The sequence below is a fragment of the Pseudomonas sp. 32A genome, from assembly GCF_052682255.1.
Genome location: NZ_JBQYLY010000001.1, coordinates 5,801,597 through 5,822,323, shown reverse-complemented (window position 1 = coordinate 5,822,323; position 20,727 = coordinate 5,801,597). Strand labels below are relative to the sequence as shown.

At 58.2% G+C, this 20,727-nt stretch carries 16 protein-coding genes and 2 pseudogenes; 10 read left to right on the top strand and 8 right to left on the bottom strand.

Annotated features, from left to right (window positions below):
* Window positions 1-85: 85 nt before the first annotated feature.
* Entirely contained in the window at window positions 86-1,036 is a 951-nt protein-coding gene (locus ACUN0G_RS26755; RefSeq protein ID WP_258348546.1) for a GlxA family transcriptional regulator, read from the bottom strand.
* Window positions 1,037-1,218: 182 nt separating this feature from the next.
* Between ACUN0G_RS26755 and ACUN0G_RS26750 the strand changes: the two genes are divergently transcribed.
* The 4 genes from ACUN0G_RS26750 to ACUN0G_RS26735 all read left to right on the top strand — a co-directional run bounded on the left by ACUN0G_RS26750 (window position 1,219) and on the right by ACUN0G_RS26735 (window position 5,796).
* The gene (locus ACUN0G_RS26750) at window positions 1,219-1,941 is read left to right on the top strand and encodes a pirin family protein (protein WP_445574769.1); all 723 of its coding nucleotides are present in this window, start codon (window positions 1,219-1,221) and stop codon (window positions 1,939-1,941) included.
* Between the two features lie 136 nt (window positions 1,942-2,077).
* Window positions 2,078-2,386, top strand: a complete 309-nt coding sequence (locus tag ACUN0G_RS26745; protein WP_445574768.1) for a hypothetical protein — start codon at window positions 2,078-2,080, stop codon at window positions 2,384-2,386.
* Window positions 2,387-2,674: 288 nt separating this feature from the next.
* Window positions 2,675-4,471 (top strand): esterase/lipase family protein, encoded by a 1,797-nt coding sequence (locus ACUN0G_RS26740; protein WP_445574767.1) that lies wholly within the window; start codon window positions 2,675-2,677, stop codon window positions 4,469-4,471.
* Window positions 4,459-5,796 (top strand): T6SS immunity protein Tli4 family protein, encoded by a 1,338-nt coding sequence (locus ACUN0G_RS26735; RefSeq protein WP_445574766.1) that lies wholly within the window; start codon window positions 4,459-4,461, stop codon window positions 5,794-5,796. Before ACUN0G_RS26740 ends, ACUN0G_RS26735 begins: the two co-directional genes overlap by 13 nt.
* Here ACUN0G_RS26735 and ACUN0G_RS26730 read toward each other — a convergent pair.
* On the bottom strand, window positions 5,712-6,698 hold the full coding sequence (locus tag ACUN0G_RS26730; RefSeq protein ID WP_445574765.1) for a quinone oxidoreductase family protein: 987 nt from the start codon (window positions 6,696-6,698) through the stop codon (window positions 5,712-5,714). The genes ACUN0G_RS26735 and ACUN0G_RS26730 overlap by 85 nt on opposite strands.
* A 102-nt stretch (window positions 6,699-6,800) precedes the next feature.
* Between ACUN0G_RS26730 and ACUN0G_RS26725 the strand changes: the two genes are divergently transcribed.
* Complete coding sequence (locus tag ACUN0G_RS26725) at window positions 6,801-7,664, top strand: LysR family transcriptional regulator (protein WP_445574764.1); 864 nt, start codon at window positions 6,801-6,803, stop codon at window positions 7,662-7,664.
* A gap of 1 nt (window position 7,665) precedes the next feature.
* Here ACUN0G_RS26725 and ACUN0G_RS26720 read toward each other — a convergent pair whose 3' ends face one another.
* Window positions 7,666-8,628, bottom strand: a complete 963-nt coding sequence (locus ACUN0G_RS26720; RefSeq protein WP_445574763.1) for a GlxA family transcriptional regulator — start codon at window positions 8,626-8,628, stop codon at window positions 7,666-7,668.
* Between the two features lie 106 nt (window positions 8,629-8,734).
* Here ACUN0G_RS26720 and ACUN0G_RS26715 point away from each other — a divergent pair, with 106 nt between their 5' ends.
* Complete coding sequence (locus ACUN0G_RS26715) at window positions 8,735-9,313, top strand: acyl-CoA thioesterase (RefSeq protein ID WP_445574762.1); 579 nt, start codon at window positions 8,735-8,737, stop codon at window positions 9,311-9,313.
* Here the strand turns inward: ACUN0G_RS26715 and ACUN0G_RS26710 are convergent.
* Window positions 9,303-9,422: pseudogene (locus tag ACUN0G_RS26710) on the bottom strand ((R)-mandelonitrile lyase); the annotation flags it as partial. The gene ACUN0G_RS26715 and the pseudogene ACUN0G_RS26710 sit on opposite strands and share 11 nt — an antisense overlap.
* Here ACUN0G_RS26710 and ACUN0G_RS26705 point away from each other — a divergent pair.
* Window positions 9,415-9,738: pseudogene (locus tag ACUN0G_RS26705) on the top strand (LysR family transcriptional regulator); the annotation flags it as partial. The pseudogenes ACUN0G_RS26710 and ACUN0G_RS26705 overlap by 8 nt on opposite strands.
* A gap of 112 nt (window positions 9,739-9,850) precedes the next feature.
* Here ACUN0G_RS26705 and ACUN0G_RS26700 read toward each other — a convergent pair.
* Entirely contained in the window at window positions 9,851-15,025 is a 5,175-nt protein-coding gene (locus tag ACUN0G_RS26700) for an RHS repeat domain-containing protein (RefSeq protein ID WP_445574761.1), read from the bottom strand.
* A gap of 72 nt (window positions 15,026-15,097) precedes the next feature.
* Window positions 15,098-15,574 carry a hypothetical protein gene (locus ACUN0G_RS26695; protein ID WP_445574760.1) on the bottom strand — a complete coding sequence of 159 codons (477 nt, stop codon included), beginning with the start codon at window positions 15,572-15,574 and terminating at the stop codon, window positions 15,098-15,100.
* A 74-nt stretch (window positions 15,575-15,648) separates the two neighbouring features.
* On the opposite strand from ACUN0G_RS26695, the gene ACUN0G_RS26690 reads away from it, so the two are divergent.
* Together ACUN0G_RS26690 and ACUN0G_RS26685 are read left to right on the top strand one after the other, a co-directional pair.
* On the top strand, window positions 15,649-16,875 hold the full coding sequence (locus ACUN0G_RS26690; RefSeq protein WP_445574759.1) for a hypothetical protein: 1,227 nt from the start codon (window positions 15,649-15,651) through the stop codon (window positions 16,873-16,875).
* A gap of 57 nt (window positions 16,876-16,932) precedes the next feature.
* On the top strand, window positions 16,933-17,913 hold the full coding sequence (locus ACUN0G_RS26685) for a hypothetical protein (protein ID WP_445574758.1): 981 nt from the start codon (window positions 16,933-16,935) through the stop codon (window positions 17,911-17,913).
* On the opposite strand, the gene ACUN0G_RS26680 is transcribed toward ACUN0G_RS26685, so the two are convergent.
* Window positions 17,799-18,233 (bottom strand): histidine phosphatase family protein, encoded by a 435-nt coding sequence (locus ACUN0G_RS26680; protein ID WP_445574757.1) that lies wholly within the window; start codon window positions 18,231-18,233, stop codon window positions 17,799-17,801. The two genes, ACUN0G_RS26685 and ACUN0G_RS26680, sit on opposite strands and share 115 nt — an antisense overlap.
* Window positions 18,234-18,371: 138 nt before the next feature.
* Here ACUN0G_RS26680 and ACUN0G_RS26675 point away from each other — a divergent pair, with 138 nt between their 5' ends.
* Window positions 18,372-19,325, top strand: a complete 954-nt coding sequence (locus ACUN0G_RS26675) for an aliphatic sulfonate ABC transporter substrate-binding protein (protein ID WP_445574756.1) — start codon at window positions 18,372-18,374, stop codon at window positions 19,323-19,325.
* 157 nt (window positions 19,326-19,482) lie between these two features.
* Here the strand turns inward: ACUN0G_RS26675 and ACUN0G_RS26670 are convergent, their stop codons facing one another.
* A complete protein-coding gene (locus ACUN0G_RS26670; protein WP_445574755.1) occupies window positions 19,483-20,709 on the bottom strand; it encodes a hypothetical protein in 1,227 nt (408 codons plus the stop codon).
* Between the last annotated feature and the right edge of the window lie 18 nt (window positions 20,710-20,727).

Sequence of the window (20,727 nt, the reverse complement as noted above, 5' to 3'; positions counted from 1 at the left end):
ACTGACCGCTATCTTGCCAGCTACCGGTGACAGGACAATGCTGGCACAGGGATCCACACGGACATTCAGGTGCGCCAGACGGACATCAGCTGAATTGCTGGCGGTATTGGGTCGGGTTCAAGCCGAGTTTTTCACTGAACAGAGACCGCATATGCCGCACGCTGCCAAACCCGGCGTGAAACGCTACGGTCTTGAGCGGCAGGTCGGTGCTTTCCAGCAAGTGCCGGGCACGATCGATGCGGGCACCTTGCAGGAAAGCCATCGGGGTCATCTGCACTTCCTTGGCGAACACCCGCGCAAAGTGCCGCGTGCTCATGCCGGCCAACTGCGCCATGGACTCGATGGTAAAGGCCTGGTCCAGCCGCTCCAGCACCTGGGTCTGCACCCGGGTAATCGCGGTTTCCTGAGGGGCCACGGCTGCGGTCATCGGGCTGAACTGGGCTTGACCGCCCTGGCGCTTCATCACCACCAACAACACCTTGGCCACATCGACGGCCACCTGCTTGCCGTGGTCCTGGGCCACAATGGACAGCGCCAGGTCGATGCCCGCCGTCACACCGCCAGAGGTGATAAGCCGACCGTCTTGCAGGTAGATCCGGTCGGTCTCGACCACTGCCTTGGGAAAGGCCTTGATCAGCCGTTCGGTGTAATGCCAGTGAGTGGTCACGCGTTGGCCATCCAGCAAGCCCGCATACCCCAGCACAAAAGCGCCGGTGCAGATGGAGCCGAATCGCCGGGCGCGGGGCGCAGCTGTCCTGAGCCATGGCAACAGCGCGGGATGGCATTCGTTGTAGGCGCCGGGGCCGCCCGGGACCAGCAGCAAGTCATAAGCCTCAAGGGCCTGATCCAGTTGCAGGTCAGGGTGCACCACCACACCATTGGAGGCCCGCAGCGCCCCGGGCTCGGTACCGATGGTCAGGACCTGATAGTGGGCTGACGGCTCCAGGTAACGATTGGCTATGGAGAACACTTCCAGTGGTCCGGCCATGTCGAGCAGAAGGAAGTCGGGAAACAGCGCCATGGCCACGGTTTTCATTGTCAGGAATTGTCCGTTGAGAGAGATGAGCTGGAGCATTATGGCACGCCGATCACTGTCAACTCATACAGGACAGTCATTCCGATTTAAGCTTCTTAATCAACCTTTCGCTAACCAGTAACCTTCTTCTCACACCGAAGCCCTGCATCTCGCAGCCAAGCTTCCCTTGAGGAGAACACCCCATGCTGACCCTTCGCAAAGCCTCGGAACGCGGCGCCGCCAATCACGGTTGGTTGAAGTCGTTCCACACCTTCTCGTTCGCCAACTACTGGAACCCCAAGGAACAGGGTTTTTCCGACCTGCTGGTGATCAACGATGACCGGGTTGCCGCCGGCAAGGGCTTCGGCCAACACCCGCACCGCGACATGGAGATTTTCTCCTATGTGCTCGAAGGCGCCCTGGAACACAAGGACACCCTGGGCACCGGTTCGGTGATTCGCCCCGGCGATGTGCAACTGATGAGCGCCGGCAGCGGCGTGGCCCACAGCGAGTTCAACCACAGCCACACCCAGGGCGTGCACTTCCTGCAAATCTGGATCGTGCCGGCGGTGGCGGGCGCTGAACCGCGCTATCAGCAGGAGCACTTCACCGAGGCGCAAAAACGCGGCCGGTTGCAGTTGATCATCTCGCCGGAAGGCACCGACGGCTCCCTTGGCGTGCGCCAGGATGCGCGGGTGTATGCCGGGCTGTTCAACGGCTTTGAAACCGCCACCCTGCCACTGGCCCCGGAGCGCTACGCCTACATCCATGTGGCGCGGGGCAGCGTTGAAGTCAACGGCCAACGCTTGCACGAAGGCGACGGTGCCCGAGTGCGCGACGAGCGGGAAATTCACCTGAGCCATGGCGAGAATGCCGAGGTGCTGGTGTTCGACCTGCGGCCTCAGGAACTGCCTGAAATGCCGTGATAGTCGGCGCGATGGCCCGCGAAAACGGGCCATCGCTGGCGTCGATAGTCACCATCAGCCCAATGAAGTTCTCTAAAAAAATCCACCGCGTAACATCGCATCCATACCAACCAATGACATCCCGGAGCACACCCTCATGAAACGCCAACTCTTGCTTAGCCTCGCTTTCTCGGTACTTGCTGTAAGCGCCTTTACCCAACCTGCCCTCGCTGAAGGCGGCGCGGATCGCCTGATGGACAGCCGCGTGGCTGAGGGTGGTTCTGACCGTATGCTGGAACGTCGTGTGGCGGAAGGCGGCTCTGATCGGTTGCTGGAACGTCGTGTAGCGGAAGGTGGTGCTGAGCGTCTTCAAGGCAACCGTGTAGCTGAAGGTGGTGCTGAGCGTCTTCAAGGCAACCGTATAGCTGAAGGTGGTGCAGACCGCCTGATGGAAAACCGCGCATAACCGCTGCTGCTTGCGGTTCACCCCAAGCCGGCCTGATCAGCCGGCTTTTTTTCGTCTGCAGTTATTGAGGATCACGCGCTAGCGACGGTGCCTGTCAGCCTCAATGGCGCGGTATATCCGACAGATTATTACAACCAAAATGTAGGACCGCTCTTGATTGTCGACGCGTGATTGAGACTCAAGTCATGCCTGCCTAAAGTGTCCTGCACTGCGGACCGGCCTGCTTCAAGCGCCATTTTGGCTGATACGGGGCGTGACGCTCGAATGGCTTGAAAACGGAGACCCCGCATGACCGATAAGCCCTCGGCGCCTCGCGTTGCCCCCATGAGCTACAACGCTCGAGGCAACCCCGTGCACACCTGGACCCTGACACCCAGCCATATCACCGACCCGGTGCAGTGCATATTGCCGCCGGACGGGATTCTACCGGTGATTTTTGTGCCGGGGATTATGGGGTCGAATTTGAAGAGTAAGCCGGATAAACGGAATAAAAAGGAAAAGGCCGTTCCCGTATGGCGCCTGGATGCGGGGTTCATGGGCAAAAACATGTGGTTGGCCTTGAACTGGATTAACAAAAAAGCCGGTATCCGGCAAAAACTGTTGCACCCGGCCCGGGTGGAAGTCGACAACCAGGGTGCGGTGCCTGAACGGGTTGCCGGTACGGTGTTGGCGCAGCCAGGGCTGGACAGGAAAAAGACCGTTCTGGCCCTGAAAAAACGCTATGAAGAGCGCGGTTGGGGCGAGGTCAGTGAAACCAGCTATCACGCGTTTCTTCTTTGGATGGAAGAGGCTCTGAACAGCGGGTTTTTGCCTCACCAATGGCCACAGTTCGACATCCGGCCGGAGCACCTGCATACCGTTGCTGTCGAACCTGGACCGACGCATATCACCCGGTTAAAGCCCGAAATCCCCATTGGCATGCCAGGGCTGGGAGCCACCCTGGCCAGTCAGTTGCCGTCGATTGTGTCGGATGAGCTGGTGGCACGAGCGGGTTATCGAATGCCGGTGCATGCGTGTGGTTATAACTGGTTGGATTCCAACAAAGTGGCCGCACAGCGGCTGGCCGAACGCATTAACGAACTGACGCACCAATACGGCCGCAACTGTCAGCAGGTGATTTTGGTGACCCATTCCATGGGCGGGCTGGTGGCAAGGCGGTGCGCACAACTGCCCGGCATGGCCGACAAAATTGCCGGCGTCGTGCATGGCGTCATGCCCGCAACAGGCGCGCCAGTCGCTTATCGCCGTTGCAAAGTAGGCATGAGCGATGAAGATCCCATTGCCGGCGCAGTGATTGGTCCGACCGGCCAGGAAGTGACCGCTGTTTTTGCGCAGGCGCCTGGTGCACTGCAATTGCTGCCCACACAGGATTACGCCCCTGGCTGGCTGAGGTTGATGGACGACAAAGGCGTTTCGGCAATGCCCCGCCAACCCGTGAAAGATCCTTACGAAGAGATCTATTTACGCCGCGAACGTTGGTGGGGATTGCTGCGTGAAGAGTGGTTGGCGCCGAAGGATGGGGATGCGATCACGTGGGAGATTTTTGAGGAAAACATATCGGAAGCGAAGCGGTTCCATCTGACAATCGCGGGCTCCTATCACCCTCAAACCTACGTCTACTACGGTAACGACGATAAGCACCGCAGTTTCGAATCCATCACCTGGCAAATGCAGCGCGGGTCTCGCCTCAATGGCCCCCACGCCTCAAGGCCCGACGCCTTCACGGTGTCCAGCCTGCAGATGCATGAGGTGCGCGATGACGGACGCAGTCCTGTGTATGTGGGTGGGCGAGTCGAAGCAGTGCCGCCGCTGCGTGGCGATCCCGATGCGCCGATCAAAACCGTGCAGACCAGTTACTGGGAATTGCATTGCCAAATGCAGGACGGCTCCGGCGACGGCACCGTTCCAGTGAGTTCGGGCAGCGCGCCGGCCAAGCATGCGCGCAATGGCGAAGTCCGCCAGCAAATCAAGGCCCCCGGCTTCGATCACGAAGCTTCATATGCCAGCCCGGTAGCGCAGCATTTCACCCTCTATTCCCTTATCAAAATCGCGGCAAAAGCCAAGAGGCCCTTATGCGTCAGTTGACTCTTTTTTTGGCGTGTCTGGTGCTGGGCACTCTCACCGGATGTGCAGTTTTCAAACAACCCAGCGAGCAGGAGAAACGAAACGTGAGCGAAATGACTACCCACATGCGCACCTGGGCGCTGGGCCGTGGCCTGATTGATCTGCCCACTCACTGGACGGGCGGCGGGGATGTGAAATTGTATTACGGGCTTGGCGCCGATCACTCATCGGTAGAGGTGCGTGTATTGGGAGAGGGCGTGACACAAGAGCGGTTTGATGCCGCGTTGGATGAGCGTGCGCGTCGAATCGCGGCAATCAAAAACGATGAAATGAATGATATACCGATGCTGGTTTCGGCTAGGAGGGAGACACCGCAAAGTGTCATGTTGCAGTACTACATGCGCATGACTCAGCGCCAAACCTTCGTCCACGAACTCCACCTGCTGGTCGATGACGCCTACGTCATGCTCCGCGCAGACTCCTTTAAAGGCAAAACCGCCCCGGTTGAAGCACGCCTTTTAAAACTCTCCAAGCAAATCTTCAAAGTTACTGCACCACAGAACGCAGGAGCGGGCTTCGCCTTGGGCCCCATCGTGATCCGAAGTCATCACGATCAGGAAATCGCCAGCTTCGATTTCAGCCCCCCTGCGTCTGACGTATCGCTGGAGGTCTACATCAATGCGTTATCACCGGATGATGAAGAGCGTTTGCATGTTCGCACGCAAAAAGACACGCAAATATTCCTCGCGGGCGATTATGAAAATTTGCGGGCAGGAAAAATCACCCTGGCCGACATGCAAGCCGAAGAGTCCCTGATCGGCTTCAGTGACGACACTCACCGTCAAATACTCTTCGTCAGCGAAAACTATCGCGACAATCCGTCTCTGAGTCGCCCAGCAATGAGTGTCCGTCTTTCAGCCGGCGGCATGAAAGCAGGCCCCATTGATCCCAATGAACCCGAAGATCTGGTGCGTTGGACCCTCCCCCAATTCGCCAACAAAGGCTACGAACTGCCGCTCTGGCAACAGCCCGCCACGCCAGAGCCCGTCAACCCCTCACTCACCGACTACGAAGCCATAGCCGTCTGGGACGCGATCCTCAAGTCCGTGCGCATCCGCTACGGCGCGGTCGCTCCCAAGCCGGATCCTTGGTTCAACCCCCGCGGGCCTAGCCCGAAGAGGCGGCCGAAAGCAAACGCATCCTCGATGAATTCATCGCCAGCTTCGGAGAACCCAAGCCGGGGCCGGGGCAGAAAGACTGATCAATCCAGCCACACCACCGCCTTGCCAATCTGCTGCCTGGCTTCAATCCGTGCGTGCACCTGCTGCACCTCTTCCAGCGCGTAATGCCCTTCGATATCCACCGTCAGCGAACCTTCGAGCATCGCTGCAAACACTGCATTGGCACGCCTCTGCACCGTCGGCCCGTCGGCCATGTGGTCGTTGAGCCGTGGGCGAGTCAGGAACAGTGAACCGGCTTCCCCCAACTCCATCGGGTCCAGATCAGTGATCGAACCGGAGACGTTGCCGTAATTGACGATCAGCCCCCGCGTGCGGCACGCCCTGAAGCTCTCGCGCAAGGTGGCCTTGCCCACCGAATCGAACACCACATCCACGCCCTGCCCTTGCGTGGCCTCCAACACCCGCTCGGCAAACCCCTCGTATTGCCAGGCCTGATCCGCGCCACGCTCAAGGGCAATCGCGCACTTTTCGACGCTGCTGCCGGTGGTGAACACCGTGGCACCGAGCCGATGGGCCATTTGCACCAGCAACTGGCCGATGCTGCCGGACGCGGCATGGATCAGGCAGCTGTTGCCTGCCAGCAACCGCGCAACATCTTCAATCAGGTAGTGAGCCGTGCAGCCCTGGAACATCGCCGCAGCCGCCTGATCGAAGCCGATCGCATTGGGAATTTGCGCCACCCGCGCGGCGGGTACGCTGGCGTATTCAGCAAACGCGCCCCAGGCAATGCACCAGGCCACCCGATCACCCGGAGCCAAATGGCTCACGCCCTCGCCCACCGCCACCACCACACCCGCCCCTTCCATACCCAGGGTGCACGGCAGCCGTACCGGGTAGGTCACCGACTTGGCGTACTTGCCCTGGCGGGTGTGAACATCCATGAAATTGATCCCGGCACAGGCCACCTTGACCAGTACATGGCCGGCGGTCACTTGGGGTTTGGGCACATCAATGCGCAGTTGAACGACCTCAGGGCCGCCGTAGGTTTCAAGGGTGAGGGCTTTCATCACGGGACAACTCCGTTTGCAGTGGGAATACGCCATGGTAAAAGCCGCTACTCTGTACGAGAATTCCCCAACACCTCCCACCCTCCGTGCGGAAATAACCCGATGTTCGACTGGCAGGACTTGTATTTCTTCACCGTGCTCGCGCGCACCCAGTCACTGTCGGCTGCCGCCCGCGAGCTGCAGGTGGAACACGCCACGGTTGGCCGGCGCGTCGATGCCCTGGAAAAAGCCCTCGGCGTCAAACTGGTAGACCGCCTGCCCCGCAGTCGGCCGCTCACCGAGGAAGGCCGGGCACTGGCGAAATTGGCGGCAGGCATGGGCGACATGTCCACCGAAGTGATGCGCCTGTCCCGCGTGGCCTCCATCGAGGTGGCCGGCACCGTGCGGGTCAGTTGCCCGCCGTCGATTGCCATCCACTGTATCGCGCCCCATGTCGCACGCTTCAGGGCGCAGTATCCCAAACTGAATATCGTGTTGATGTCCTCGACAACGCTCGCCGCCCTCGACAAAGGCGAAGCCGACATTGCCCTGCGCACGGTGCGTCCCGATGAGGAAGCGCTGGTCCGCAGAAAGGTCGGCGCCGTGCGCTTCGGCCTCTATGCCACGCCCCAGCTCAAACAACTGCCCGCTGAGCAGTGGACATTCATTGCCTATGACGCCACCCGCGACCACCTGCCCCAGCAGGCGTGGATGCATCAGGTGCGCGGCAACCGCACGATTGCCTTCGCCGCCAGCGACCTGATCACCCAGCAAATGGCCGCCCGGTCCCAGGTGGGTGCGGTGGTGTTGCCCACGCTGGTGGGAGATCACGACGCGGCATTGGTGCGCCTGGCAACGAACACCGAAGGCCCGGTTCGCGATATCTGGCTGACGGTGTATCCGGATATGCGCCGCTCGCCTTCGGTGAAGGTGGTAATGGAGTTTTTGGTGAGTTGCATTGAAGGCGAGCCGCAATTGCGGCGCTGACTCAGTTGAGGGCGGGCTGGAATTTCTTGCGATAAGCCACCGGCAACACACCCACCCGCTGCTCAAATAAGCGGCGGAAGGAATTGCTGTCCTCATAGCCTACGGCGTAGGTGATGCTGTCCAGCGTCATTCGGGTGGTTTCCAGCAGTAGCTTGGCCCGCTCCAAACGCAGGGTTTGCAGGTAGGCAATGGGTGTATAACCGGTGGCCTCCTTGAAGCGCCGCTTGAAATTGCGAACACCAAAACCAAAGCGCTGAGCCAGGTCATCGATCACAACGGCTTGTGCAAAGTGCTGCTCCAACCAATGCTGCACCCGCAAAATATCTCCGTCGCCGTGGTTTTTAGGCGATGACCACATCACATAGATGGATTGCTCACTGCGCACGTTGTCGATCAGCAGGTACTTGCTACAGGTGTGCGCCAACTCCGGTGTGCCGAAGCGGCGTATCAGGTGCAACAGCAGGTCCATCGCGGCACTCGCCCCGCCGCTGGTGATCACCCGGTTTTCTTCACAGAGGATCTGCGTTTCCTGCAACGTCACCCCGGGGTAGCGCCGGGCAAAGAGTTCGGCAAAAGCCCAGTGAGTGGTGGCGCGTAACCCGTCCAGCAGGCCGTTCTCGGCAAGCATGAACGCGGCGGTGCACATTGATGCAACCACCGCGCCTTGCGCGTGCTGCTTGCGCAGCCATGCACCGTAGGCAGGAAACGCCGGCAAGGCCTCTTTCAAGGTGAACAGAAACCCCGGTATAAGCACCAGATCCGTGTGCCCCACTTGCGCCATCGAACGATCAACCTGCAAGCACTGCCCGCCCCAAGCGTTGACGACCTGACCGTCGAGCGAGACGACGACCACTTCAAAGGGCTGCTTGCCCTCGGCAAACAGATTGGCCGCACTCAGCATCTCAAGGGCCAGCGTGGCGCTGGCAGCCGAACACCGATCGGCCAGGAGCAGGGTAATGTGCATAAACATTCCAGATTGCGCTTTTCGCATGAAATAAGTCATTTGCGCACCTACCTTACCTGATTCCTCCGCACTACAGTGCGAGCTTCAATCACTGCTCGGCTAATTCATGAATCTCTGGTTTCGCTTACTGCTCATGCTGTTTCGGCGCCCCTGGCGCAAGCCCGTCGATGGCCTGGCCACCACCGTTGTACGGATGCGTGTCTGGCCGCTGGACCTTGACCTCAACCGGCACGTCACCAATGGCCGGTATTTCACCCTGGCCGATGTCGGGCGCATGGATTTTGTGCTGCGCAGCGGCGCATTTCGCGTGGCTTTGCGCAATAAGGCGCTGCCGGTTGTCGGTGACACCTGGGGCAAGTTCCGACGGGAATTGAAGCTGTTCGAAGCGTTTGAAATCCACACCCGGATTCTGGGCTGGGATCAAAAATGGAGCGTGATGGAGCACCGTTTCGTCAGCCGGGGCCGCGTGGTCGGCGTGGTGGTGATGCGCGGGCTGTTTCGCTCGGCCAAGGGCACCCTCCCCGCCGCAGATTTTGTGCGGGAACTGGGATTGGCCGAGGTATCACCCGCGATGCCTGAATGGCTGAGGGCGTGGACGCACAGTTGCGACACCATGAGCGCACAGTTGCGCGAGGAGGAGCAGCGTTCAGGTGTTATTGCGCGGTCGAGTACTGAGCGTCGCTGACCGTGGCGCCATGCCAATGCTTGACCCCGGGCGCAATCCAAACCGTGTCTCCGGGACGGATTGCCCGTACCGGTTGCCCCATTCCCTGAACCTGGCCCAGGGAAGACGTGGCCCAAGGCATGATTGCCACGCGCATCAGCCCCGACATGCGCATGCTGGTGGTGGGCTCACCGGCCTGCGTCGCCCAGCGCGCGATCCCTCGCACGCCTCGGGACCTGACCGATCACGCCTGCAACAATTTGCGGCTGCCCACCAATGGCGGCCTGTATGTGTGGGAATTCAAGAAAGGCGACGAAAGCCTGAATGTGCGGGTGCTGGATGACTGGTGTGCGCCGTTTGCCGGCGTTCACCTGTACTACCCCAACCGCCGTCAGGCCTCGCCCGCGTTTGCGCTGTTGGTGGACGCGTTGCGTTATCGCGGGTGAAGGAAGCACGTCAGGGCTTTGCCCAATGCATCGAACACCCACGCAACGCAGGACAATTTTTCGCAGGCTCGGCGCATGGATCGGCATGCCCACGGTGAAATGTCAAAGCCGTCTAAAATGGTGGCGGGTGTTTCGGATAAAATGTTTCCAATTTCGCTTTTTTCATGGCTTCAACACTTCCTCCCAACCCAACTCGGCGCAAGAATGCACCGTACAACCCGGTTTTTGGCACTCCGATAAAATTAGCATTCGACCGACTCATAGGCCTTGCTATGTTCGGCTCGCTCATATTAAACGCCTGAATGCCCCTGGCAGCTCTCACTGGGCGGCCCAGCACATTGGCAACCTCCTGAGCTGCGCCACTTTCAGCTGCGTAACAAGCTACTAAAATCAGTGGTTTATTTTTGGGGTAGGCTCTGAGCAAATGCTTGATGTCTGTACGTGCAACCAAATCGGCGGCGTATTGTGCATTACCAGGGACTCCGTACGCGGCTAGCGTCCCATCGGGTAAGCCATGTGTTGAATACACAAGTTGTCCGGTCCCATGGAGGTTATCGAAGAAACTTATGTAAGGTTCTGACCCGCCTGCCGGGCTCTCTTGCAGCACCCGAACCCCATTATCCAAATAAGCTCCAGGCGCCATCAGTTCGGCAACACGCACATGCGTCCCTCCTCCGGGCCGCATCTGAAGCTTGTGAGTCCACCGACCAATAAGCTTCTCGACCTTCGCTGCGGTTTTACTCGCCAACGGTGCGAAACTGCTAACAGCCATGGTGACACCCGCCCCCATGGAAATGAAACCTACAATCTGTGCTACCTGCTGATTGTTGGTGGCCTCCAGCACAGGAACCGCTAGCCCGGCAGCCAGCGAGACCGCCGTGAGTGCGATGGCGGCCGAACCGAGAATAGAGGCTGTAGCCGAGACCGTAACGGCAGCTAATGTGACCGAGGTCATTGTACTGGTCACCATCGCCCCCACCAAAGGCGCTACCACAGGTGCCAACGCGCCGGCCGACGCAGCTATGGCGAGTGCACCGAAAACAAGGCTGACCCCGGCCGCAACCCAACTCCAGAAGCTGTGCCCATCCGGATCCACCCGGTTCACAGGATCCCCGCCACAATACGCATAGCGATTCAGCCCGCCCGCGCCCAGCGGACTGGCACTGTCCGGGGCCAAAAACATCATAAGAATCGGGTCGTAAGGACGGTAACTACCCGGCAGATAAAGATCATTTTCCATGTCGCGCAGTTCGCCTGCATAGCCCGACCGGCTCTCGGCAGTGCCGTCATCACTGCCATGCGCTGTGTAGCTGACAAGGCGGGCTTCATGGTCGGACTCCACGCGCACCGTGCCTTGGCCATCGCTGCCGGTCAATCGCACGCTGCGTATGGACTGGGTCAACAGGCTCTCGGCGAATACCCCGTCAGCCGAACGTACCAACGTCAATAAAGAGCCGTCCGCACTGCGCTCATTGATGACCTGATCACCCGCATAGAAACGGCGGGTAGTGCCTGAGGCCGTTTCATATTCCCCGACACGGCCCGCCGGATCATAGCGATAATCGTTGTTTACCCCCTTCCCGGTAATGTTGCGTAAAAGCCCGTCGGTGCTCCACGTGAACTGTCGATACGCCACGTCATCACGCCGCTCCTCCAACAGCCTGCCAGCAGCATCCCACACCAGGTCGATGTCGACATCTTGCACGCCACGATGGCAAATCTTAAGCGGTCGATCCGGCGCCGTGGCGTTGTAACTAAAGCTCATGGTGTTACGGGTCGCATCAGAGAAAACAGTCTCGATCTTTTCGTAACCGTCGAGCGCGTTCAGGGTAAATGTTTGCTTGCTGATAGGCTTGCCTGTGCGCCCATCCTTCGGCGCGCCAGGGCCGCGAACCTCGGCCTCCAGCAAACGGCCACGGATGTCGTAGAGGTAGTCTTCCTGGCTATGCAGGCTGTTGTCCATCTCCCAGCGGCGGCCGATGACCTTGTCACGACCATTAAAGGCCAGCGTCTGCACGATCCTCAGTCGCGGTCCACTGCCGGCGGACTCCCAAGTGCGGCTCAGTTCGCGGCCGAAGGCGTCGTAGGCCAGTGTCTGGATCAAACTGCTGCCTTTGGCGGTATCAGAGGTAGTGATGCGCTCGACGCGACCAAACGCGTCGTAAGCAGGTTCCACCGTGATTGCGCCGGACACTTGCGTGGCCACTCGTCCCAGATTGTCGTAATCGACCTGGTGTTGCGTACCTCCCACATCGGTAAAACTGAGCAGGCGTCCCAGCAGTGACTCGCTCGACATGCTGGTGTATGTGTCGTTGTCTAACTTCCACTCCTCCTTAAGCAGTCGCCCGGCGGCGGAGTATTCTCGAACGAGCCGGCCCAGCTCACCACTAATCTCCGTCAAGAAGCCATTCGGCATGCTGTAGGTATAGGTATTACCAGCCTCACCCTCCGGTTCGACACTAAGCAGCGCGTCGTCGAGTTCAGCTACATACTTCGTGTTAGTCAAACGCCCATTGGCGTCAGTAAAAGAGGTCGGAGGAAGCTGACCTTTCAGGTAGCTCAGCCTCTCGAGCTGACCACCTGACTCCTGTGTAACGGGCCGGCCAAGCCCATCGTAAGTTGCCTCCGCCAGCACTTGTTCAGCCCCACCGAAAGCGGTGAGGGTGACTTTCACAGGGTCTTCGCCATCGCTGTGAGCCGCATAGCTCCATCGCACGACACTATTGTCCTCACGGGTCACCGCGGTGGTACGGCCAAACACGTCACGCTCGGTTTGCGTGTGCGTGGTCAGGCCGTCGGCAACCACAGTGTGGGTAATGGGCCGGTTCAGACCATCGAATGTCCAGCTTTCCACACGCAGTACCGCACCTGGCCTGCCATCGGCGGTACGCGGCGCGCGCAGGGTTACTTTTTCCACTTCACCGGCTTTATTGTGCAGCAGCTCGGTCTCTGCACTGAGTTCGCCGGTGCGGCTTTGCGTCCACTGGCGGCTGATCAACTTAATCGGATCGTAATAGGTATGGCTACTTGTGCCGTCGGGTTGATGCTGCACACTCACCTCGCCCCATGGGCCCAGTTCCCGGAAGGTGATCAAGTGGATCGGATTGGGGTTGTCGGGCAACCAGTCATTTACAGTCTCCTCTGCCAGTTGCCCGTCGTGGTCGTAGACGCCCGACCACATTTCACGGAACTGCGCGCCAGTAATATCGGCGTCTTTGCGCTCCTCCCGCACGATTCGCCCGTCACCGTCGAGGAATCGGCGCAGTTTCTGTCCGGTGATGTCGGTTTCCTCCACCACCACGGCGCGTTGATGCTTACTGTCGGCAAGGGTGTAGCTGTAAGACTGGGTGACCGCATAGGGGGTACCCAACGATGCTTCGCGCGTCAGGATGCGGCCTAACGTGTCATAGGTATAAACGGTCTCCAAGCCATTTGCATTGCACTCACTTAATGTCAGGCCGCTGAGTGCGTTGCGCAGTGTTTGCGTGCGCGTCGACAAGCCGTCATGCCCGGTGTGAGTCACGGTTTCGCGGATGCCTTCGGCCTCGATAGCGTGCTGGAAATCAGCAGTGATATCAAAACCGTTGAGAGTATTGATGCTTTGCAGCGGCTGGCCGAAAAACGCGCTGTTGATGTCGGTGTCCCAACTCTGCGTCGTGGTGCCAATCACCTCAGTCGATGGCCCACCCACGGAGAGTCCGGTTTCCTTGACAGAGACCAGCACCTGCACATCGTCGGCTTTACGCTTGGGCAGCCGTTCATAGACACGCCGGGTTTCCACCGTGGGCGCATCACCTGCGGGCGTGGTCGGGACGAGGGTATGGCTCTTCAGCCAGCGCACAAAGGGGCTACCGTCGTCCGGACAGCCATCCCCCCCGCCCAGCGGGTAGTAAACGGATCTTTCCACACGCCCGTCGGCGTAGTGTTTTTCCAGCACATTGCCATAGTCGTCGTAATCAGTTTCTTCACGGAACTCCCTGGGCGGCTGCTCTCCGTCATCGAACCGCGTGATGGTTGCCACCGGCAATTGACACCAGGCGGGCTGGCTGCTCCAGCCTACGTCGGGGTCATCGCCGTAGATCGTTTCCTTGATGGTGACCCTTGACTGGACCACGGCAATACCGTTTTCCATCCGGGTGCTGAAGCGGGTCGTCACTTCTTTGGTTTGAAGGTGAAAGCGGTTCCAGGTGCGTTCGGCGGTAGCCAGGATTTCACCTTTTCCGCTCAGCACCGTTTCGATGGCGCTATAGCTATAGCGCTCCCTGCGATAGAGGTTGTCAGTGCCGTCCTGCCAACCGCCAGGCACTGGCAGATCACCGCCGAGAAAGTTGGCCGAGCCGATGTAGGTGTAGCTACGGAAGATTTCCGGCTGCCCGGCACCGGGCACGTGGCGCAGGCTGGTAATCCTTGGCAGCGTCGCCAGCGGCGCACCCGGCGGCAGGAGATGCCCTTGCTTGCCCGTGGCGTATTGCACACGGTCCTCACTGCCCAATGGCCCGAACACCTCGTTGGGAAATAACAGGCCACTGTCCCGGTCGGCCTGGTAACGAAAGGTCCAGCGGCTGTCGCCATCCGGCAAGATCAGGTGAGTCAGTTGTCCATTCAACACCTGCAATGTAATCCTCGACTCGCTGGAGGTCCCAGGGTGCATGACAAACACCGCGCCTTCACGGTCCACAACAACCCGAAGCAGCGGGTGCAGAGGCCCCCGCTCATCCCAAATACTGGACAGCCGGAACTGGTTGCCGCTCGCCGGCAGCCACTCGAAAAACGCTTGTCGCCCTTGGGGCGAGCGCATCTCTACCACCATCGCCAGGCCGCTGCGCTCCTGAACCTCCAGCCATTCGGTATCACCGTTTTTATGCTCAACGCGAAACACCCGGCCGCTGACACCGATCTGCCGCACCACAAAACTGCGCAACTTCTGATCGTGAAACACCATCAAACCATCGGGGGAAAAGTCGGAATTGCGCCGGTCAAGGCTGAACTGCTCGCCGGTTATCAAGTAGAGTTGGTTGTTGTTAAGGTCCAGCATTGAACAGCCCAATTGCCAGCCGAGCCCGAAGCCATGATTGGTATGAGAGGCCAGTGGGCTGAAGTGCAATGCCGGGCTGATAAACGGACCGGCCAAGGCGTTGGCTTGCAGCGCGGGAAGTTTGGCGGCAAGGGTAAACTGACCCGTACGCACGTCGACGCCCGTGTTGACGAAACTGAGAAAGTTGCCGGCCTGGGAATAAAGACCACCGCTTGCGAGCCGCTTTAGTGTTTCTGAGGCCGTGTTATTCATGTCAACTCCCGTAGCGCACAACTGGCAAGATAATTAAAATACGCAACAGCACCGTCAGTTAACTTAATTATGTCAATTTGCACTCCACACGCACGACACTTTTCCTGCCAACGCTTTTCCACCTTTAGTGTCAGCCTCCATCGCATATATCCCATTTGCAATTTCTACTCGCTGTGGCACATTGAACGCGGCATCTACCCTTAAAAGAGGTGAGGTTGAACCATATTCAGGATCAATAATCATATAAAATGCCCAAGGTTCCTTTGCTTGCAAGCACTCGGGATCATCGGTTATCAGTATCATCATTCCGTCTACGGGGCGCTCCAACTTAAAGTAATAGGCGTTGTCATTAGAACAGCCTGGCATTCTTTTTAGTTCGTGATTGCCCGGCGTTAACGCAAAGCTACAGTTAAAACTAGTTTCTCCCTGACGATTATAAAGGTACAGTAATGGTACAACACTCGGATCATCTTTCTTCTCAGAGGCTTGCACACTGCACATAATCACGAACCCCGTCAGCATCACCAATAGCATTCTTAGAAGTTTCATCTGTGCATCCTCTGCGTACGAGCGGCGTTGATAGTCGACTTGATGCTGTTCCCTACATAGGCCATCCGTCACCTGTGAAAAATAACAGTACCGACGAACGGTTTATTCTCCATGTAGTCCCTGAGCAGGCGGGTTATAGCCGTCTGTCGGAACTGTTATTTCTAACAGGTTCGAGAAATCGATGTCACGAGTACAACGGGCATACCTGGTGTGATCACTTAACCAACATGGAAACCGTGAACGAGGTTATCGATATGAAAAAGCCTAATGACACAGTCCCTGCCAGCATCAGTTATTTGCTAATAGAGACCGAAGCCTTTCAATCCCAGCAAAACGCACAGGCTCGAGTGTTTTCCAATGGGATTCAAAAATGCGTGGTGCTGATTACCCTGCAAGCACGCAATAGAAACGGTGAAGTTGTAGAGTTTCCCGATGATTTGACTAAGGTGAATGCTGTTCCTCATAGACAGGCTACAGGCACTTGGGTTAGCAATAAGACGCCTGCGCCCCACGGAATTCTTCCGTTCCCCGAAAACACCATTCCGCAAACCAAAGAGGAGCACTCAAAAAAAGCGTCTGCGGAGAAGCACTCAGCTGCAGTGTCTGCTAAAGCGCCCAAAAACCTCCAAACATTCCGACGTTATATCAGCTACACCGGCATTCCCGAGGGAACGACCAATCAATTCGCGGCCCAAGTCGTAATTGGCAATACAACCTATACAACTAATAGTACCCGCAGTGATGTTCCGTACGGCGGAGACGGACTAAATGGCGAATTCAAAAGCAGCTTCATCTTGCGCTCAGTACAGCCGCCACAATATGCAACTCGCAACGGAGGCCTGATAATCAGCGGCCCCCTCGAAGTCTTCAGCGGCCAGATTGGGGGCTACACCACCAAGGTAAACAATTATTACGTCAGCTTGCGTTACCCCGGAACGTCGACCGCCATCAACATTCATCCAACAACATCAGGGAGCAAGGATGATTCGTCTCTGCACTACAACAAGGCAACTGCATTTGGTGACGCGGGAAGTACGGTGGCGAAGAAGGATATACCTAACACTAATCGTCTGGGACAGGCACTGAACCAAGCCTTGTCGACTATCCGCGCGGAGCGAGCAGGCTCCATTGCAGTGGCAGTAGGGGCGTTTTCACAGTACAACGAATTATTTCCAGCTCGGCAAACCAGCCATTACAGCGGCGCCACCGACGTGTACGGCAACCCCATAAGATTGGCCGTCACGCTGACCTCCCCCAGGCCCAACCTCGACCCATGGAAGTATGAATTGAGCTTTGAATGAGTTGGCAAATAGGTCCAAGAGGCGCCGGCCCTTCGCAGCATTTACCAAGGAGTTCTTATGAGTACTCATACATCCAAACCGAGGCTTGACGACTGGCTGCTCGAACTGACCCCTTTCGTCACCTCCCCATCCAATCGGGTTTATCCCAATGGACGCCAGCAGGTCGAAGTGACGGTGCTGGTTGAATCACGATCCAGGCATCCCTTGAAGCCCGAAGAGCGTGCCAGCGTGCGGCTTATGGTGCGTGATCGCCTTGGCAGATTCTCTCCGCTACCTGAGGGGCGCGAGGCGAGTTTGCCGTGGTTTTTCAGTCATACGCGCAATGCTTACCTTGAGTATCCAGGCACTCAAAAGCGCGAACAGGCAGCCTCCCCCTCTGAGGTGTACACCCCTGGCTTTTATGTCTCGGCGGGCAAGCTCGATCTGGGCCAACGCCCTGAAACGCTGTACGTTGGCATTACACGCTATACCGATGAAGGTCAGTACGAGTACGTTACCGATGGCACCGAGCCTGGTTTCAACGGCAATGTCGAAGTGCGCACCGCCGAGATCCCGACCTTCCAGGCGCCTGGCAACTACACATTCGAACGCACCTTGACGGCGGGAGATGGTGCGTCGGATATTTTCACCTGGGAGTACGCCCTGGCGGGAGCCAACGTGCAGCAACCCGTGGTGCGGTTTGTGTCTGGCCATATGGTGCCGGCAGGCATGATCCAGTGGAGCGACAGAAACTCTTCTGTAACTCAGGCCTCGAATGTGGGCTATGCGCCGCCAAATGAAGCCACGTTCCACTACAACCCCGCGATTAAGCTGGGCGATTTTTTCAAGCCGGTCGAACAGGCGAAAAACCCAAAAGCAGGTCATTTGACTATTGTGTTGCAGGGTTCCAATAACATCCCTTACGACAGTCAGAGCGCGATCAATCAAAACGGTCCGTGCGTGGTGAAGGCAGTGGATGTGTATGGCAATGACCATGAACTGAGGGTTAGTTTCAAAGGTTCTTCTCCTGCGGGACGCTTTGAATTGGTACTGGCTTGAATCATCAGGTGTTTGCAGGGCGGGGTCGTTGCCCAAGTGCCATTCATTGTGGTGAGGGGACTTGTCCACTCACCACAATGAATAGAGTCGACTTCCAGTGTCAGCACCTCTCCATTGCGCAACTGCCAGTCGAAAAAGTCTGAAAAATCATCGCGAACCAATGCGCGGATCGCCTTGGCGACTACCCCCACGCCGCGCTCACGAAACGCTTCCCGCGCCTGCAGCACGCCCCGTTCGTTGAGATCAATGTCCAGCGAGCCCTGGTAACGCCCTTCGGCATTGGCATCCGTTTCGCCGTGACGAACAACATACAACTGCATACCGCCCTCCTTCATCCTGACGCTGAAAGGCCGCGAACGACGCATCCGATAAAGCCCTAAGCTAAGACCGAAAAATTATTTATCGAATATTTTTTAGAACAATAAGCTGACCTTAATCCATTAAGAGTCGAGCACACCATGCCCCTGTTTTCGCTCCATCGTCTTTTCATCACTGGCTTGGCCACACTGGGCCTCTGCACTGCCCTAAGCACTCAAGCCCAGGAAACCGTGCGCATCGGTTACCAGAAATCCTCGACCCTGATCACCTTGCTGAAAACCCAGGGCACCCTGGAAAAAGCCCTCAAGGCCGATGGCATCGACGTCACCTGGCACGAGTTCCCCAGTGGCCTGCCACTGCTGGAAGCGCTGAACGTCGGCAACGTCGACATCAGCGCTGACGTGGCCGACACCGTGCCGATCTTCGCCCAGGCCGCCCAGGCCAAGCTCACCTACTTCGCCCAGGAAGCGCCCTCGCCCCAAGCCCAGGCGATCGTGGTGCGCCAGGACTCGCCGATCCAGCAACTGGCGGACTTGAAAGGCAAGAAAATCGCGGTGACCAAGGCTGCCGGTACTCACTACCTGCTGATCGCCGCCCTGAACAAGGCAGGCCTGGCCTTCTCCGATATCGAGCCGGCGTACCTGACGCCCTCCGACGGTCGTGCGGCGTTTGAGAACAACAAGGTTGATGCGTGGGTCACCTGGGAACCCTTCCTCAGCAGCGTGCAGCGCCAACTGCCCACCCGCACCCTCGCGGACGGTACCGGGCTTGCCAGCTACAAGCGCTACTACCTGACGGGCACGCCCTATGCCAAGGCGCATCCAGAGGTGTTGAAACTGGTGTACGAGCAATTGCACCAGGCTGGCGAGTGGGTGAAAAGCCACCCAAGTGATGCGGCGAACGTGTTGGGCCCGTTGTGGGGCAATCTGGATGTGGCAACTGTCGAGGCGGCCAACGCCCATCGCAGTTATCAGGTGCAGCCTGTGACGCTGGATCAGTTGGGTGAACAGCAGAAGATTGCGGATGCGTTCTTCAAGGCGGGTTTGTTGCCCAAGGCGGTGGATGCGCAGGATGTGCAGGTGTGGAAGCCTTGAGCCAGTCAACTGTGGGAGCCGGGCTTGCCCGCGATACAGGCAACTCGGTACTCCAGTCGTACCGCAGTGATGCCATCGCAGCCTCGCCAGGGCTCGACAGCTCCCACAGTTGATCTTGCTTGGTCTAGCGCAAGGTCGTTGCAGCCCTGCCCCCGCTTCAAACCAGCGGCTGCAAGGTAATGCTCCAGACCTGCTTGCCCTGTACGGTGGTTTGCGCCACGGCCAGCACCTCGAAAGAACTGCCCGGGGCAAAGGTGTACTCAATTTTATTCGGGTCATCCGACAGTGCCGTGATGTAGCTGACCGTGTCCCACACCCAGGCGTCGTTGGGCGGATTGGCCGTCAGGACGATACCGTTCTGGTACTGCATCGCTTCCTCCAGCGAACTGCCGAAGCTCCAGACCATCTTGCTGGTAATGACCTGGCCGACCTGGATATACGTGTCCAGCGCAACCTCCAGCGGAATCTGCAAAGGTGTGCCCACAGGGCCATCGTTGAGTGGGCATTGCAGGAATTCGATGCCGAAATGCTCGGTGCCCAATTGGGAAATATCCACTTGCCCGCTGAACAACTGGGGCTCACTGACAATGCTGGTGCGTGGCAAGGACTGGAACGCCGCGCACAGCAGGCGGTTCTCGACGTCACTGAAGGTCTGCAAGGCCGGCGCCACCTGCGCTAACTGGTTCTGGACGTTTTGCAGCGAATTGGCCGGCACCATCATGAATGAGTTCATGTAGTCCACATTTTGTGGCGTATAGGTGCCCCAGTTGGACTCCCAGATCGCCGCAGCAATGCTTGCCTGATCGAGGGGATAAGGCGCCGAGCCGAGGCTGGTGTACTCAAATATCTTCATCAGGACCACGCGGGTAAACGAGGCTGTCGTCCAGTCATACACCGCCATCGCGAGTTGAAAGCTGTAGGGCGTGAACGGGAACAACTGCAGCCCCAACGCGGCAATCTGCGCAGTGGTTTTACCGGGCGCATCGGGGATGTTCTGGTAGGGAACGTAGTTGTCCTCGATCATTTGATTGAAGTCATTGACGTCAGCCGCAGAAATCACCGGCAAAGGCTTCAACTGGCCGGACAACGTGATGCCCTTGCTGGCCTGGGTAGCGCTGAAGGTTCCATTGCCGGGCAAGCTCAGCGTGAGGTCCACGCTGGGGTTGGGGGTGTAGTTGAATACCTGGCCATTGAGATTGACCATGTCCATGACCGGCCCATTGGGAAAGCCATTCTGGAAATCCGTCACGTCAAGGAAGCCCTGGCCCTCCACGATCAAGCGACTGGACACGCCTTTGCCGCCGCGAGGCACCTCCAGCGGCTCACCATCGCTGAACCACAACGACGCGCCGGACGGGTTTTCGATGCTCTGGAACTGCCACATGATCAAGCTCCTTGCTGA

Coding starts and splice junctions, on each gene's coding strand:
- ACUN0G_RS26755 (WP_258348546.1), bottom strand. CDS start 1,036: ATGAAAACCGTGGCCATGGCGCTGTTTCCCGACTTCCTTCTGCTCGAC.
- ACUN0G_RS26750 (WP_445574769.1), top strand. CDS start 1,219: ATGCTGACCCTTCGCAAAGCCTCGGAACGCGGCGCCGCCAATCACGGT.
- ACUN0G_RS26745 (WP_445574768.1), top strand. CDS start 2,078: ATGAAACGCCAACTCTTGCTTAGCCTCGCTTTCTCGGTACTTGCTGTA.
- ACUN0G_RS26740 (WP_445574767.1), top strand. CDS start 2,675: ATGACCGATAAGCCCTCGGCGCCTCGCGTTGCCCCCATGAGCTACAAC.
- ACUN0G_RS26735 (WP_445574766.1), top strand. CDS start 4,459: ATGCGTCAGTTGACTCTTTTTTTGGCGTGTCTGGTGCTGGGCACTCTC.
- ACUN0G_RS26730 (WP_445574765.1), bottom strand. CDS start 6,698: ATGAAAGCCCTCACCCTTGAAACCTACGGCGGCCCTGAGGTCGTTCAA.
- ACUN0G_RS26725 (WP_445574764.1), top strand. CDS start 6,801: ATGTTCGACTGGCAGGACTTGTATTTCTTCACCGTGCTCGCGCGCACC.
- ACUN0G_RS26720 (WP_445574763.1), bottom strand. CDS start 8,628: ATGCACATTACCCTGCTCCTGGCCGATCGGTGTTCGGCTGCCAGCGCC.
- ACUN0G_RS26715 (WP_445574762.1), top strand. CDS start 8,735: ATGAATCTCTGGTTTCGCTTACTGCTCATGCTGTTTCGGCGCCCCTGG.
- ACUN0G_RS26700 (WP_445574761.1), bottom strand. CDS start 15,025: ATGAATAACACGGCCTCAGAAACACTAAAGCGGCTCGCAAGCGGTGGT.
- ACUN0G_RS26695 (WP_445574760.1), bottom strand. CDS start 15,574: ATGAAACTTCTAAGAATGCTATTGGTGATGCTGACGGGGTTCGTGATT.
- ACUN0G_RS26685 (WP_445574758.1), top strand. CDS start 16,933: ATGAGTACTCATACATCCAAACCGAGGCTTGACGACTGGCTGCTCGAA.
- ACUN0G_RS26680 (WP_445574757.1), bottom strand. CDS start 18,233: ATGCAGTTGTATGTTGTTCGTCACGGCGAAACGGATGCCAATGCCGAA.
- ACUN0G_RS26675 (WP_445574756.1), top strand. CDS start 18,372: ATGCCCCTGTTTTCGCTCCATCGTCTTTTCATCACTGGCTTGGCCACA.
- ACUN0G_RS26670 (WP_445574755.1), bottom strand. CDS start 20,709: ATGTGGCAGTTCCAGAGCATCGAAAACCCGTCCGGCGCGTCGTTGTGG.